This window comes from Paraburkholderia sp. GW821-FHT02A12 (genome assembly GCF_059422005.1).
Genome location: NZ_JBWKWA010000002.1, coordinates 2087808 through 2101974 on the forward strand (window position 1 = coordinate 2087808; position 14167 = coordinate 2101974).

The window sequence follows — 14167 nt, forward strand, 5'->3', positions numbered from 1 at the left end:
AAGCAACCGCTGTGACGCCCCATGGTAACGAGCATTGCCGTGATCGCTATTACGCGAATCGAAACTTTCAAATTATTAAAATTCATACCCTCCTTCAGAAAACTGTTTACTGTGCGCTGGCGCCGCCGTCTAGAACGAGCTCAGCGCCATTCATCCACTTTGCCGAAGCGACATAGCAGACGCCGTCGGCGACATCTCCCGGCTCACCCAGGCCCATCGGATGAAAGCTGTTTAGGGCTGCTTCGGCGGTAGCCTCATCGGGTACCAAACCCGCCTTAACCATGTCACTGAAAACCGTGTCTCCAAAGCCACCTTTGACAACCGCAGGGTGAATAGAATTTACCCGGATGCCGTGGCGCAAATAGGCGCATTCGATAGCAGCGGTCTTTGTCAGAAGCCGCACCCCGCCCTTCGCAGCCGAATAGCCTCCAAGACCGACCGATCCGACAATGCCCGCCACAGAGGAGATGTTTATGATGCATCCACCCTTACCGGCCAAGCCGCCCGGGCGCATTGTCTGGATACCCCATTTTGTACCGAGAAACGCACCATCCAGGCACACACGCTGCATGAATTGGAATTTCTCCAGCGACAAGTTCTCCAGAAGCGAAAAAACCGCGACTCCCGCGTTGTTCACGACAATGTCGAGGCTCCCAAAGTTTTGCATCGCGGCCTCGATAGCGTGTTGCCAACTGACCTCGTTTGTAACGTCATGCTGGACGAAGCGGGCCCCGTCGATTGTGCTGGCAACTTTCTCCAAGCGCTCTTCTTGAAGATCGGTTAGCAGAACCTTTACACCACGCTGAGCGAGCTCCGCTGCGATCGCCGACCCGAGTCCGCCTGCTGCGCCAGTTACGAGCGCCGTTTTTCCAGAAAGCTTTTCCATGACTTCTCCTGTGATTTAAGTGAACAATGCCAATTAATTATGACCGTCAACGACCTTGATCAGGCAATGACGAACGTATTGTCAACCACGCGGCGGATTTGCTCGGCGCGCGGTTGCTCAGGAATCCGTATCGATGGTTGCACCATTGCGTTGATCCGCAACCACAACAACGCCGCACGCCCCGGACCATCCAGGGCCAACTGATGACGCCTGTAGAGGAAAGCGTGGCTCATCTGCGCAAAGCGCCCCTTGATGAAGCTGCCGCGGAAAAAGCCGAAACGCCCAGCGTGGCGAAGGCGTTGTAATCGCTGAGCGACACGCGGGCCCCGAGGTCCTGAACGCGAAATGGTGGCATCGGCCGATCCTCTCGCAGCCAGGACGGCAGATGCCTGACGCGATGAATGGCTTGCTGATTCGCGACCTGAGCGGTCGATGGCAAGGGCCTCTCAGCACCTTCCGGAAGCAGACTGCTGCAATCACCTACCGCGAATATTCGATCATCGCCTCTGGCTTGCAGATTGGGAGCAACGACGACCTGCCGCGCCCGATCGAGCTCAAGGCCACTGGCGTCGAAGATCTCAGAAGCGCGGATACCGGCGGCCCACACCTTCACGTCCGCGTCCACGGGCGTGCCCTCCTGATCAAAAGGATGTCCGTTTTCGCGGGTCAATCTCAGAGACCCCTGCAGCCAACGGTGCTGACCATTTGAGCCCTGCTGGATCTGACTCGACGCTGATCGCGTAGAACCCTGCGTGCATCTTCGGCAGAGCGAACCGTTTTCTGAGTAATGGCTTTCGCCGATACGATTTCTAAACGACCCCGACACAAGCGCATCTGGCTAACGGGCTGGAGGAACCGCAGCCGGCAGTATTTCCGATACGGTGCAAAAGGACACGCATGCATATGCTCGGTGTCGAGCAAGCGACTTGATGTCCTGGGAACTCAGTCATCAAGTCAAGCGGCGCGCATCGCCGGTCGTGTTGCTGCTGGGGGAAATACATACCATAAGCCGTCATCGTGTCGGAAGAAAAATATCGCCAACGATCGACCAGGCTTGGTGGACTCAACACAGACACAGCGTCCTTCGCGATATACCTTGTCGCTGAGCTGGAAGCGCTTGATGCGAATCGGTGAGGTGTCGGAGGGGGCAAGCCACTTGTCGATCAACCTGCGCAAACAATACCCATCGTAGTTCATCGTACTCTCCATGACCCGTCACCGCGACTCGACCACCTTGTGAGTCCGCACCTTGGCGCATGCGGTACCGCCAAGGCGCGGGTGCTCCGATTGCCCTCGGGTAACTTGACTTCCGGGCGGGCGTCTCGCGCCACTTATTGGTCGATTGACTGATTTATACAGTCATGCGACGGATATATCAAGGCCGTCATCGCCAGGAAAATCACCTATCTTTCTGATAAATAGCGGCGATATTAAAGGGGGTCTGATCTTTATATGCTCGATTGACTGGTATTTATCCGTCGCGTGACATATTCTTCATGACAAGGTGGTTGCTCGCCATGGTGGCCAGGGTGAGGACCGATGAACTGACTGCGATCGCTCGGTCGAGGGAATGTTGATCTTTGAGCGGTTGGACTGTCCGAAGCGCACACCGGCGGCTGCCGGCAAGAGGTCAAAGATGAGGGAACTGGCGATTGAACTGACAGAGGCCAAAGAGTTAGCCGACGAGCCAAAGCGCCGCGGCAACAGAACGACACGAATCCCCGAAATCGTGGAGGCCGCGATCAATGTGCTCGCGCAGTACGGTAACGTTGGCTTCGCTTTGCGCCGCGTGGCGAGCGATGTTGGGATCCACCTGGCGACCTTGCAGCACTACTTCCCGACCAGAGAAGATCTTTTGCGAGCGGCGTTGGAGGCGGTGGCGACACGATATCTGACGCTCTATGAAAGTGTGGTCGACGACGATGATTTATCGCCGGAGGCTCGGCTAGATGCCATCGCAGATATCGCCTTTGACGAGTTGGTCAAGCGCGGTACACACATTGCACCATTTTGCCTGGAAGTCTGGAGCATGGCCGAGCGCGAAGAATTTGCCCGAGACTTGGTGGCAAGTTTCAACCGTCGATTCCAGGAGACGTTCGCCCGATTGCTGGCCAAGATCAATCGATCGCTTACACCCCGGGAGTGCGCGTTACGCGGTCGTCTGCTGTACTCCCATTTGGCCGGTTTGATCGTTTTAGTCCGGCCGGCACATGGCGCATCGTCAGACGATGAAACACTTCGCGCTGCGACGAAGGCTGTCTGGAGGGCGCTCAGCTGCGCTCCACAGTAGCGCGGCACGAGAAGGTAATACAACGTAAATGACCCACTAATGATGGGGGAGACACATGTACGCACCTATTCAACAGTTGTCGTCCGATCCACAAGGCTTCGAGCGTCTGACATCGCAGCGGCTGTGCGAGGCGTTTCACGGTGAGCGGTTGGAACTCGAGGCTTCCCAGAATCGATTTGAGCCGGTCGGAAAGATTACGAGTTGCCGGTTGAGTAGCATTGAAATGCTGCGTTCCAAGGCGGCGACCTCCAATCGTCCGTTTGGAATCCGTCGGGATTCGAAAAGCAGCAGAGGAGGGCAGGACGATTTATTTCTAGTTGTCGTTCTGGCAAGTCAACTGTCATGTGAAATCGGGAATAGCTACTACGCTCTGGCCGAGGGCGACATTGCGCTCATCGGCCCGGAGCACCCTAGCCGGATGGAGTTCTCAGCAGGCTTTGATGGGCTATGGGTACGTCTTCCGAAAATCGAATCACACATTAGACGCGTGATCTTTCAGGATGCGGTAGACAGAAAATTTGATAGCCGGCACGGGATCATGCATGTCCTGTTGAGAACGCTGCTGACCACATACGAGTCGGCGAATTCGATTGCAGGGGACAGCGTCCCGTGGCTGGAGAGCAGTTTGCTGGATCTCATCGCGGCGGCGGTAAGCGCCAATTCGATCGTTGCGAGAGAGGGGCTTGCAACGACGTATAGTCGCGCGACTCTGCAGCGGATCAAATCTTACATCGTCGCCAGGTTGCACGACGACACCCTTACCCCATCTTCCATCGCAAGCGCCATGGGCATAAGCGTTCGTCGCCTGAATGAACTCTTCGCTCAATGTCAGACGACGGTAACAGAGTGGATCATCGCGGAGCGACTCGAGCGATGCAGAAACCGATTGCTTCATAGAAGCCAGGTTAGGGAAACAATTTGCCAGGTTGCGTACGAAGAAGGATTCAAAAACATTAGCCACTTTAATCGAGCCTTTAAGAATCGATTTGGCGAAAGCCCAGGCCAACTGAGAGACCGTATCCGCTGCGAAAGCCTTCCGTCAGTCGACGCCGAAAGGGGCGTCCAGCTGGAAGTCATGTGAGCATCTGTGTGCCCGTGCCCGTGCCCGGGCTGACGCGCCACGTTCCACTGCGCGAACGCGCTATCAACTAAAGTCCATCGCTCTCTGTCGTATGACGCTCGTCATGCCGTCACAACGGGCATCCCTCCCAACGTTTCCACTCTGCGGCCGGCAGCATCATCCATCGATGCTGTCCCGCGAAGCATCGCCATGTGATCCGCGGATGTCGCTGCCCGACAAGCAAAGCTTTTCCGCGCTGTGAGCAAAGGTGGGCAGTCCGCGAACGCCTATTGTTCCAGTAACGGAAATGCGCGCGACGCTCACACCAACGGCCGCATACCGCAATAAGAGCCGATGCTTCGCCATGGGCAACTATCTAGGAGACGCAAGTGCCTGATACCACCATTCAAGGCTATCCTGCTTCTGCGCTGTTCGACGAAGAGGCGGGGACGATCAGTCCACTGGTCTACTCCGACCAGGGTATCTACGAGCAGGAACTGGACCGCATCTTCGGGCGGTCGTGGCTGTTCATCGCTCACGAGAAACATATTCCCAAGACCGGGGACTTCCTCTCCACGTACATGGCGGAGGATCCCGTCGTTGCAGTTCGGCAAAAGGACGGGTCGGTCGCCGTCATGCTCAATCAGTGCCGTCATCGCGGCATGAAGATTTGCCGTGCGGACCAGGGCAACGCGAAGGCATTCACATGCAGTTACCACGGTTGGGCCTATGGGATTGACGGCGCTCTCGTGAACGTCCCGTCAGAGGAGCACTACGGGCCGTGTTTCAACAAAGAAGAATGGCCTGCAAGGCGCGTCCCTCGAGTTGAAAGCTACAAGGGGCTGATCTTCGCCAACTGGGACGAGCATGCACAATCGCTGAAAGAATCGCTCGGCGAAGCCGCGCTGTATCTGGACGCACTGCTCGATCGGTCGCCTGCTGGTACGGAGCCGATCGGCGGGATCTACAAGTGGGTCATCCCCTGCAACTGGAAGCTTGCCGCTGAGCAATTCGCCAGCGATATGCACCACGGGATCATGTCGCATGTGTCTGTGCAAGTTGCGACAACACCGGAGTTTGCGGGCAAGGAGCTGCCGCTGCCGGGGCGTCAACTGTTATCGGACCAGGGACATGGCACGGGTTTTTTCCTGGCCCCGGGCCTTCATGAAGACTGGATTGTGTCGCAGGCTGGCCAGCGCGAGCCGGGATACGATTCGATGGCCCTTGCTCAGCGGCACGCCGCTCACAATGCTGGCGTGAGCGCGATTACTGCGCAACACATGACCGTGTTTCCCACGTTCTCATTTTTCGCGGGCGTGAACAGTTGCCGCGTCTGGCATCCGCGTGGCCCTGGCGAAATCGAGGTCTGGGCATTCTGTTTGGTCGACTCCGACGCTTCACCTGCCGAGAAGGAGCAACTCCGGCAAGCCACGTTGCGTACCTTCTCGCCCGCAGGAACATGGGAACAGGACGACGGCGAGAACTGGGTCGAGATCCAGCGCGTGCTGCGCGGACATCAGGCACGCCGTACCACCATGAGCGTACAGATGGGTAAGGACATGAATCCCGCTGCGGATCCCGCGTTCCCCGGCACTGTCGAGGGCTGTTACAGCGAGGAGGCCGCACGGCGACTCTATAGCCACTGGCTCAAGTTGATGTGCATTCCGACGCAAAACGATACGTGCGCCAAGGAGGCCGGCCATGGTTGCTAACGAAATCGCCGCGACGCGCGCGAACGCAGTTTCGGCAGCAGAGCACTTTGCGATCGAACAGTTCCTCTTTCTCGAAGCCGAGCTTCTCGACGGCAGGAACATCGCGGAGTGGATCGAGCTGATGGCCGACGACCTCCGTTATGTGATGCCGATCCACCGCAACGTGGGGCCGCGCGAGCGAAAACTGGAATGGACCAGTCCTGATGAACTCGCGTATTTCGACGAAAGCAAGGAGAACCTCAAGCTTCGTCTGCGCAAGCTCCAATCTGGCGCCGCATGGGCCGAGGAGCCGCCGTCTCACACGCGGCATCTGATCACGAACGTACGCGCAAGCGCTGCTGGGCAGGGCGAATACCTCGTCCGCTCGAACTTCCTCGCATATCGCAGCAGGTCGGAACGACAAACCGACTACCTGATCGGGGAACGCCATGATCGCCTGCGCTGCGTCGAGACGGACGCGGGATTTCAGATCGTCAGTCGGCGCATCTTGCTCGATCAGACGACGTTTCTCGCGAACAACCTCAGTTTCTTCCTTTGAGGGTGAGCGTAATGTCGTTTACCGATGTTTGCTCAGTATTGGACGTCCCGAGCGACGCCGGGTTGAGGATCGACGATGGACCCGAGCCGGTCGCTGTGTTCAAGATCGACGGCGACTTCTACGCGATCGAGGACAAGTGTCCGCACGGCGACTGGTCCTTGTCAGACGGCTATCTGGATGGCGGCCTGATCGAATGCAGCCTGCATATGGCGAAGTTCTGCGTGAAGACCGGGAAGGTCTGTGCGCCGCCGGCCATACGCGACGTCAAAGTGTTTCCGATCAAGGTAGTGGGTGACCGGGTGCTGATCGATCTTGAACCTGAGGCCGGCATATGAAACAGCCGCTTGCGATTGTCGGTTCGGGCCTCGCCGGTGTACGCGCGGCGCAGACGCTTCGTGCCAATGGGTATAGCGACAGAATCATCCTGGTCGGCGAGGAGGCCCAGCACCCGTACGAGCGACCTGCGTTATCCAAGGAAGCACTGTGCGGGGGCGCTCCGCCGGTGCTGTGCTCGACGGAAGACTTGAATACGTTGGAGCTCGACTGGCGTCGAGGGGCGCGCGCGGTGTCGATTGACGCAGGCGTACTCGCGCTTGACGACGGCACGTCGGTGGCGACCGACGGCATTTTGCTGGCGACCGGCGCCCGGGCTCGCAAGGTCGACTTGCCCGGCGTGTCGTTGCCAGGCGTCTATACGCTACGTGCGCTGGATGATGCGTTCGCGCTTCGAGACGCGCTAGCGGCGCAGAGCGAGATCGTTGTCATCGGTGGTGGCCTGATTGGGTGCGAGGTCGCGAGCACTGCGCGGAAGGCAGGGCATGCGGTAACCGTCGTCGAGTCTGGCGAGGAACTGATGGAGCGTGCGCTCGGGCGAATGATGGGCCATTGGGCGCGGGTTCAACTCGAGCAACTCGGTGTGGTCATTCATCGATCCGCGACGGTCGCTTCGATCGAAGGCCATACACGGGCGCACGGCGTGAGATTGTCGAACGGCGCCTACTTGCCGGCTAACGTCGTTGTCTTGAGTGTGGGAGCCCAACCATGCGACGAACTCGCACAAGCCGCAGGTGCGGCGTGTATGCGCGGCGTGGTCGTCGATGCCGCGGGCCGCAGCAGCATTCCCGGAATCTTCGCCGCCGGTGATGTTGCCTCGTGGCCGCTCGTAGATGGCGGGCGCCGCTCTCTCGAGAGCTTTCTCAACAGCCAGGCGCAGGCGGCCGTCGCAGCATGCGCAATGATCGGGCGCGTGAACGAGCAGCCTCAGACCGCGTTCTCGTGGACCGAAATCGCCGGGCGAAAGATTCAACTTGCAGGCGATCTCACCGGCTCGGGAGGGATGGTTATTCGGGGCGATGAGACAGGCGCGTCCTTTTCCGTATTCCGCGTATCGAATGGACGGGTGGAAGGCGCTGCGACAGTCGACGCCCCGCGTGAATACGCGACGGCCAAACGGCTCGTCGAGTCGCGAATCGCGGTGCAGACCGATCTGCTAGCCGATCCCTCTACCGAGCTTCGCAGCTTGCTTAGCTACAAGGTGAACTAAATGAAAAAACTGGAAAACCAGGTCGTGCTAGTGACAGGCGGCGCATCTGGCTTGGGCCGCGCCATCGTCGAGCGGTTCGTTTCGGAGGGCGCGCGGGTGGGCGTGCTTGACCGCTCGGCTGATCGGATCGCCGAAATCCGCGCTGCACTCGGTGATGCTGTGATGGGCTTTCAGGGCGATGTTACGTCGTATGAGGACAACCTTCGCGCAGTGAATGGATTGGTCGCTCAGTTCGGCCGCCTGGATTGCGCGATCGGGAACGCCGGGATTTGGGATTTCAAGGTCGCACTGGTCGATCTCTCCGAAGACAAACTTTCTTCGGCGTTCGACGAATTGTTCGCCGTGAACGTGAAGGGCTATCTTCTGCTCGCCAAGGCCGCTTTAAAAGCGCTGGCCGAAAGTCGCGGGAGTCTGATCTTTACGGCATCGAACGCGTCGTTTCAGTCGGACGGTGGCGGGGTCCTCTACACGGCCAGCAAGCACGCAATTCGCGGCATCGTTACGCAACTCGCTTTCGAATTGGCGCCGTTCGTCCGCGTCAACGCCGTTGCTCCGGGGGGAATGATTACGAACCTCAGCGGCGTGAAGTCGCTCGGACTCTCGGATGCCACGATTCCGGCGGAGCCGTTCGTCGAAATGGCGCGCCATGTGGTGCCGATCGGTCATCTGCCGACTCCGGCCGACTACACAGGCGCCTATGTTTTCTTCGCATCACGCGAAGACAACGTGCCGGCGACCGGAACGGTCCTGAGACACGACGGTGGGTTAGCCGTTCAAGGATTTATCGATAGCCGCGGCGGAGCCGGGTTGCTCGAAAAACTTTCAATCAATCAGGAGACAGTCGCATGAAGGTGCAATCGTTGGGTTATATCGGAATCGACGCTACCGACTTATCCGCCTGGAAACGTTACGCGACCGAGTTCCTGGGCTTGATGCCTGGAGAAAATGGCGCGTCCGGCGATCGCTATCGTATCGATAACCGTCTCTGGCGGATTTCGGTTGAACAAGGTGAACGCGATGACATCGCCTATGCAGGGTTCGAACTGGAAGGGCCGGAAGCCCTCGTGCGAATGGCCGGGCACCTGCAGGACCTGGGTTACAGCGTCGAAAGCGATTCCGGCGAGCTCGCGCGCAGCCGACAGGTGCGCGGGCTAGCACGATGCGCCGATCCGTCCGGCATGCAAGTGGAACTGTACTGGGGCGCGACCGAACGCGGCGAAGCACCGTTCCGATCGGCTGTGGCCGACGGTTTCGAAACCGGCGACCAGGGGCTTGGGCATATCGTGCTGCTCGTTCCTGACGTGAAAGCAGCGCTCAAATTCTACTGCCAGGGGTTGGGCTTCAAGCTGTCCGACATCATCACGATGCCGATCGGTCCCGACCGCACGCTCGAACTGCATTTCCTTCACTGCAACCCGCGGCATCACACGTTGGCTTTCGCCGAAATGCCGGCCCCCAAGCGCCTGCAGCACTTCATGTTGCAGGTGCCGTCGATCGACGACGTCGGTTTCGCGCTCGATCGCGCAAAGCAGCAGAGCGTTCCGGTCACGATGACGTTGGGTCGCCACACCAACGACCAGATGGTCTCCTTTTACGCGAGAACGCCGTCAGGGTTTGAAGTCGAATACGGCGCGGGAGCGGTGAGCGTCGACGAGTCGTGGACGGTGGTGAGTCACGATCGGATCAGCGTGTGGGGCCATCACCGTACCGGCCAGTGAGATTGGGAGAACAACATGAGTGAAGTGAATTTCCGCAGCGCGTTTGTCGAATTCGAAGGCACCCGAATTCACTACCAGGAGGCGGGCGAAGGTCCGGCTCTGATCATGCTTCAGGGATCGGGGCCGGGCGCGTCCGGTTGGTCGAACTATAGCCGCAATGCGCCGTTCTTCGCGCGCAGCCACCGTGTCATCGTGCCTGACCTCGCCGGGTGGGGCAAATCCGACATGAGGCCGGTTGGCGTATCGATTCCTGGCTGGTGGGCGAACTCGATTCTCGGTCTCATGGAATCTTTGTCCATTACGCAGGCTGACATCATCGGCAATTCGCTCGGCGGAATGATTGCCCTGAAGATGGCCTTGACTGCTCCGGAACGTATCGGCCGCCTCGTGCTGATGGGGCCGGCCGGCGGCTTCCCGACGCTTGGCCAATGGCCCACGCCCGCGATCCGCACGTTGGCGACCGCCTATGAGGGCGATGGCATTACGGCGGAAAAGGTGAAGAGTTTCATCAGCGAGAGCCTGTTCGATCAATCCGCGATCACCGATGAACTGGTCAAGGGCAGACTTGAAGCGGCAATGGATCCGCGCATCATTGCGCAGCCGCCGATGCGCCTGGAATCCGGACAACTGTTCGAAGAACTCTGGCGAGACCCGGGCCTTGCGACGCTGCCGCACCAGACACTGATCATTTGGGGCAGAGAGGACCGCGTGGTTCCGCTCGATACCGGAATGATCTATGTCAAGCGTATTCCCAATGCGCAACTCAACACCTTCCCGAAGTGCGGCCACTGGGCGCAATGGGAATGGGCGGATCGGTTCAATCGAGTCGTTTCGTCCTTCCTCTCGGAAGAGCGTTGACACGCGCGCGAGAAGCGCAGGGCGGCTGAGGAGAATACGACGCCGACGATTGTTGAATCACGACCTAACTGGGATCTTCCATGGCAATGACAGGCCGGATGATGAGCACGCCCCTGCTCATCTCTTCGATCATAAGGCGCGCGGCCCGATACAACGGCGGCGTCGAGATTGTTTCGCGCAGCAGTGATGGCGACATTCATCGCTATACCTATCGGGAGTGCGAGCTCCGCGCGCGTAAGCTGGCCCAGGCGTTGGAGGCGCTCGACGTGCGACAAGGAGATCGGATCGGCACACTGGCATGGAATAGCTATCGCCATTTGGAGCTTTACTACGCCGTGCCAGGTGCAGGTGCGATCTGCCATACCATCAATCCACGATTGTTTCCTGAGCAAATCGTCCATATCGTCAACGATGCCGAAGACACGTACGTGTGTTTCGACGCTCAATTCTTGCCCCTCGTCGAGGAAATCGGAGGACGGTGCCCAGGAGTCAAGGCATGGATCATGATGGCGGGTCGCGAGGACATGCCCGCCGCTAGCAAGGTTTCCTTGCTCTGCTATGAAGAATTGATCGGTGCGCAGGATGGAAATTACGAATGGCCGATGTTGGACGAGAACCTCGCATCGGGCCTCTGCTATACGTCCGGTACGACGGGCAACCCGAAGGGCGTGCTGTACTCGCATCGTTCGACGGTTCTGCATTCGTACGCTTCCGCCTTGCCCGACTCGCTGAGTTGTTCAGCGTCGGAGGTCATCATGCCCGTGGTTCCCATGTTTCACGTGAATGCATGGCAACTGCCGTATTCCGCGCCGTTGGTGGGCGCGAAGTTGGTGCTTCCGGGGCATAGGCTCGACGGCGCTTCCCTCTACGAATTGATCGAGGGGGAGCAGATTACCTACTCCGCAGGCGTGCCGACCGTGTGGCTCGGCCTGCTCGAACATGTGCGATCGAACGATCTCAAGTTTTCGACATTCCGTCGAACAGGTATCGGCGGGTCCGCCGTCTCCCGTTCGATGATTCGCGCCTTCAAAGAATTGGGTGTCGACGTGGTTCATGGCTGGGGCATGACGGAGACTTCGGCGTTGGGCGCCAGCTGCACGCTGCGACGTCAGCATGCCGGGCTTTCCGAATCCGAGCAAGAGAAGGTCCTCGAGAAGCAAGGTGCCGTGATTCCAGGCATAGATATCAAGATCGTAGACGGCCAGGGTCACGAGTTGCCCTGGGACGGCAAGACGGCGGGCGATCTGTTCGTTCGCGGCCCGTGGATCGTAGATTCGTACTACGGCAACGACACGTCGCCGCTGGAGGATGGCTGGTTTCCAACTGGCGATGTGGCGACGATCGATGCGGATGGCTACATGCAGATCACCGACCGCAGCAAGGACGTCGTCAAATCCGGAGGTGAATGGATCTCGTCGATAGACATCGAGAACATCGCAGCGGCTCACCCAGCGGTACATATGGCCGCGTGCATTGCCGTGCGCCATCCGAAATGGGGCGAGCGCCCATTACTGGTCGCGGTAAAAAAAGCCGGTGCGAATGTCAGTCGGGATGAATTGCTGCAGTTTTTTGAAGGAAAGGTGGCGAAGTGGTGGGTCCCGGACGATGTGGTTTTCGTCGATGCCATGCCCATGACCGCGACCGGGAAATTTCAAAAAGCCGCACTGCGGGAGCAGTTCAGGGAGCATCGTTTGCCGACGGCCTGAATTTCGAAGCTTATCGATGAAACACACCACCTATTTCAAGGCTGCGGAATGAACACCAGTCCACGCCGAAGATCGTGGTTGATGAGGGTTGGACGTATGACTAATTTTTCTATTCAGCAAGCCGCGGATGCCATACACGAAGCCCGCAGTATGCGTATCCCGGTTTCCAGGATTTCGGAGAGGTTCGGGATCGAGAGTCTGCGCGACGCGTATCGGGTAGCGGCGATCAACACGAACCGTGCTATCAACGCTGGGAAACGAATTTGCGGGAAGAAAGTTGGCCTGACATCGGTTGCGGTCCAGCGGCAACTCGGGGTCGATCAGCCAGATTTCGGCGTCCTGTTCAGGGATATGGAGTTTGTCAGCGGCGCAGACATTCCGGTCAGTAGCCTGATTCAGCCCAAGGCCGAGGGCGAGGTGGCATTTGTCATTGGTCGCGACCTGACCGAAGAGCTGAGCTGGGGCCGATTCCTGCACGGTATCGAGTACGCGTTACCGGCGATCGAGATTGTCGACAGCGCGATCGAAAACTGGAACATCACGCTCGTCGATACGGTGGCGGACAACGCCTCGTGCGGCCTTTATGTCCTCGGCACGGATCCGAAACGCATTTCCGATCTCGATCTCGCCACTTGCCAGATGCGCTTCCTGAAAACGGACGAGCTTGTCTCGGAGGGTCATGGGGCCGCATGTCTGGGCCATCCGCTTCTTGCCGCCTGGTGGCTCGCCCAGACGATGCAACAACTCGGCGATCCGCTTCGCGCTGGCGATGTCGTGCTGTCGGGTGCGTTGGGGCCGATGTTCCCTATACGCGAAGGCGACGCATTGCAGTTGGAAGTCGACGGGCTAGGCAAAGTTTCCTGTATCGCCGCGTAGGCGATCGATTTTAACGAGCGGGAGAATTTATGGCAGGCAAGTTGAAAGTCGCGATCATCGGTTCGGGCAACATCGGCACCGATCTGATGATCAAAATCATGCGACATGGTGATCATCTCGAGATGGGTGCGATGGTCGGCATCGATGCCGCTTCCGACGGTCTCGCGCGTGCTGCACGTATGGGCATCGCGACGACGCACGAAGGCGTCGAGGGGCTTACGCGCCTGCCGGTGTTTGGGGACATCGATATCGTCTTTGACGCTACGAGCGCGGCAGCGCATGTGAAGAACGACGCATTCTTGCGGCAGCTCAAGCCCAAAGTTCGCATGATCGACCTGACGCCGGCCGCGATCGGCCCGTACTGCGTGCCGGTCGTGAATCTCGACGCACACGTCAATACGCTAAACGTCAACATGGTGACTTGCGGCGGCCAAGCGACCATTCCGATGGTGGCAGCGGTGTCGCGCGTCGCAAAAGTGCATTACGGCGAGATCATCGCCTCCATTTCGAGCAAATCCGCTGGGCCCGGCACGCGCGCGAACATCGACGAGTTCACGGAGACGACGTCCAAAGCGATCGAGCAGGTTGGCGGCGCGGCAAAGGGGAAAGCCATCATCATCCTCAATCCGGCCGATCCGCCCCTTATCATGCGTGACACGGTTTATTGTCTGTCCGATTCGGCCGACGAAGAGGCCGTGGAGCGGTCGATCGAGGACATGGTCGCCGCCGTCAATCGCTATGTGCCCGGCTATCGCCTCAAGCAACGGGTGCAATTCGATCGGATAGAAGCCCACGCACCCTTGAATATCCCTGGTGTGGGCGCGCGTATGACAGGGCTCAAAACCTCGGTGTTTCTCGAGGTCGAGGGCGCCGCGCACTATCTGCCGTCCTACGCCGGCAATCTCGACATCATGACCTCTGCGGCGAAGGCTTGTGCTGAGCGCATGGCCGCCGAGATGGTCGCCCATGCTACGACCTAG

Annotated in this window: 16 protein-coding genes; 12 read left to right on the plus strand and 4 right to left on the minus strand. The window is 58.8% G+C overall.

Annotated elements, in window-relative coordinates; all coding sequences use genetic code 11:
• Positions 1 to 106 precede the first annotated feature (106 nt).
• The 4 genes from AC07WT_RS30755 to AC07WT_RS30770 all read right to left on the minus strand — a co-directional run bounded on the left by AC07WT_RS30755 (position 107) and on the right by AC07WT_RS30770 (position 2083).
• Entirely contained in the window at positions 107 to 886 is a 780-nt protein-coding gene (locus tag AC07WT_RS30755) for an SDR family NAD(P)-dependent oxidoreductase (RefSeq protein ID WP_494949873.1), read from the minus strand.
• A 59-nt stretch (positions 887 to 945) separates the two neighbouring features.
• On the minus strand, positions 946 to 1119 hold the full coding sequence (locus AC07WT_RS30760) for a hypothetical protein (RefSeq protein ID WP_494949874.1): 174 nt from the start codon (positions 1117 to 1119) through the stop codon (positions 946 to 948).
• Positions 1116 to 1556: an FAD-dependent oxidoreductase gene (locus AC07WT_RS30765; protein WP_494949875.1), complete on the minus strand. Its 441-nt coding sequence runs from the start codon at positions 1554 to 1556 to the stop codon at positions 1116 to 1118. The genes AC07WT_RS30760 and AC07WT_RS30765 overlap by 4 nt, the downstream gene beginning before the upstream one ends.
• Before the next feature lie 284 nt (positions 1557 to 1840).
• Complete coding sequence (locus AC07WT_RS30770) at positions 1841 to 2083, minus strand: hypothetical protein (protein WP_081723494.1); 243 nt, start codon at positions 2081 to 2083, stop codon at positions 1841 to 1843.
• 439 nt (positions 2084 to 2522) lie between these two features.
• On the opposite strand from AC07WT_RS30770, the gene AC07WT_RS30775 reads away from it, so the two are divergent.
• From AC07WT_RS30775 to AC07WT_RS30830, 12 genes are all read left to right on the plus strand, one after another.
• Positions 2523 to 3176, plus strand: coding sequence for a TetR/AcrR family transcriptional regulator (locus tag AC07WT_RS30775; protein WP_494949876.1), 654 nt, complete (start codon positions 2523 to 2525; stop codon positions 3174 to 3176).
• 55 nt (positions 3177 to 3231) lie between these two features.
• On the plus strand, positions 3232 to 4257 hold the full coding sequence (locus AC07WT_RS30780) for a helix-turn-helix domain-containing protein (protein ID WP_494949877.1): 1026 nt from the start codon (positions 3232 to 3234) through the stop codon (positions 4255 to 4257).
• Between the two features lie 368 nt (positions 4258 to 4625).
• Positions 4626 to 5948 carry an aromatic ring-hydroxylating oxygenase subunit alpha gene (locus AC07WT_RS30785; RefSeq protein ID WP_494949878.1) on the plus strand — a complete coding sequence of 441 codons (1323 nt, stop codon included), beginning with the start codon at positions 4626 to 4628 and terminating at the stop codon, positions 5946 to 5948.
• Positions 5938 to 6486: an aromatic-ring-hydroxylating dioxygenase subunit beta gene (locus tag AC07WT_RS30790; RefSeq protein ID WP_494949879.1), complete on the plus strand. Its 549-nt coding sequence runs from the start codon at positions 5938 to 5940 to the stop codon at positions 6484 to 6486. The genes AC07WT_RS30785 and AC07WT_RS30790 overlap by 11 nt, the downstream gene beginning before the upstream one ends.
• Positions 6487 to 6497: 11 nt before the next feature.
• A complete protein-coding gene (locus AC07WT_RS30795; RefSeq protein ID WP_494949880.1) occupies positions 6498 to 6821 on the plus strand; it encodes a non-heme iron oxygenase ferredoxin subunit in 324 nt (107 codons plus the stop codon).
• Positions 6818 to 8029 (plus strand): NAD(P)/FAD-dependent oxidoreductase, encoded by a 1212-nt coding sequence (locus AC07WT_RS30800; RefSeq protein ID WP_494949881.1) that lies wholly within the window; start codon positions 6818 to 6820, stop codon positions 8027 to 8029. The genes AC07WT_RS30795 and AC07WT_RS30800 overlap by 4 nt, the downstream gene beginning before the upstream one ends.
• Positions 8030 to 8878, plus strand: a complete 849-nt coding sequence (gene hcaB / locus AC07WT_RS30805) for a 3-(cis-5,6-dihydroxycyclohexa-1,3-dien-1-yl)propanoate dehydrogenase (protein ID WP_494949882.1) — start codon at positions 8030 to 8032, stop codon at positions 8876 to 8878.
• Complete coding sequence (locus AC07WT_RS30810) at positions 8875 to 9747, plus strand: VOC family protein (RefSeq protein WP_494949883.1); 873 nt, start codon at positions 8875 to 8877, stop codon at positions 9745 to 9747. The genes hcaB and AC07WT_RS30810 overlap by 4 nt, the downstream gene beginning before the upstream one ends.
• A 15-nt stretch (positions 9748 to 9762) precedes the next feature.
• Positions 9763 to 10605 carry an alpha/beta fold hydrolase gene (locus AC07WT_RS30815; RefSeq protein ID WP_494949884.1) on the plus strand — a complete coding sequence of 281 codons (843 nt, stop codon included), beginning with the start codon at positions 9763 to 9765 and terminating at the stop codon, positions 10603 to 10605.
• Between the two features lie 80 nt (positions 10606 to 10685).
• A complete protein-coding gene (locus AC07WT_RS30820) occupies positions 10686 to 12311 on the plus strand; it encodes a 3-(methylthio)propionyl-CoA ligase (protein WP_494949885.1) in 1626 nt (541 codons plus the stop codon).
• Between the two features lie 96 nt (positions 12312 to 12407).
• The gene (locus AC07WT_RS30825) at positions 12408 to 13187 is read left to right on the plus strand and encodes a 2-keto-4-pentenoate hydratase (protein ID WP_494951085.1); all 780 of its coding nucleotides are present in this window, start codon (positions 12408 to 12410) and stop codon (positions 13185 to 13187) included.
• Positions 13188 to 13216: 29 nt separating this feature from the next.
• Positions 13217 to 14167 (plus strand): acetaldehyde dehydrogenase (acetylating), encoded by a 951-nt coding sequence (locus AC07WT_RS30830; protein WP_494949886.1) that lies wholly within the window; start codon positions 13217 to 13219, stop codon positions 14165 to 14167.

Excerpts from the sequence above, each read along its gene's own strand:
- AC07WT_RS30755 (WP_494949873.1), bottom strand. The coding sequence starts at position 886 with ATGGAAAAGCTTTCTGGAAAAACGGCGCTCGTAACTGGCGCAGCAGGC.
- AC07WT_RS30760 (WP_494949874.1), bottom strand. The coding sequence starts at position 1,119 with ATGAGCCACGCTTTCCTCTACAGGCGTCATCAGTTGGCCCTGGATGGT.
- AC07WT_RS30770 (WP_081723494.1), bottom strand. The coding sequence starts at position 2,083 with ATGAACTACGATGGGTATTGTTTGCGCAGGTTGATCGACAAGTGGCTT.
- AC07WT_RS30775 (WP_494949876.1), top strand. The coding sequence starts at position 2,523 with ATGAGGGAACTGGCGATTGAACTGACAGAGGCCAAAGAGTTAGCCGAC.
- AC07WT_RS30780 (WP_494949877.1), top strand. The coding sequence starts at position 3,232 with ATGTACGCACCTATTCAACAGTTGTCGTCCGATCCACAAGGCTTCGAG.
- AC07WT_RS30790 (WP_494949879.1), top strand. The coding sequence starts at position 5,938 with ATGGTTGCTAACGAAATCGCCGCGACGCGCGCGAACGCAGTTTCGGCA.
- AC07WT_RS30795 (WP_494949880.1), top strand. The coding sequence starts at position 6,498 with ATGTCGTTTACCGATGTTTGCTCAGTATTGGACGTCCCGAGCGACGCC.
- AC07WT_RS30800 (WP_494949881.1), top strand. The coding sequence starts at position 6,818 with ATGAAACAGCCGCTTGCGATTGTCGGTTCGGGCCTCGCCGGTGTACGC.
- hcaB (WP_494949882.1), top strand. The coding sequence starts at position 8,030 with ATGAAAAAACTGGAAAACCAGGTCGTGCTAGTGACAGGCGGCGCATCT.
- AC07WT_RS30810 (WP_494949883.1), top strand. The coding sequence starts at position 8,875 with ATGAAGGTGCAATCGTTGGGTTATATCGGAATCGACGCTACCGACTTA.
- AC07WT_RS30815 (WP_494949884.1), top strand. The coding sequence starts at position 9,763 with ATGAGTGAAGTGAATTTCCGCAGCGCGTTTGTCGAATTCGAAGGCACC.
- AC07WT_RS30820 (WP_494949885.1), top strand. The coding sequence starts at position 10,686 with ATGGCAATGACAGGCCGGATGATGAGCACGCCCCTGCTCATCTCTTCG.
- AC07WT_RS30825 (WP_494951085.1), top strand. The coding sequence starts at position 12,408 with ATGACTAATTTTTCTATTCAGCAAGCCGCGGATGCCATACACGAAGCC.
- AC07WT_RS30830 (WP_494949886.1), top strand. The coding sequence starts at position 13,217 with ATGGCAGGCAAGTTGAAAGTCGCGATCATCGGTTCGGGCAACATCGGC.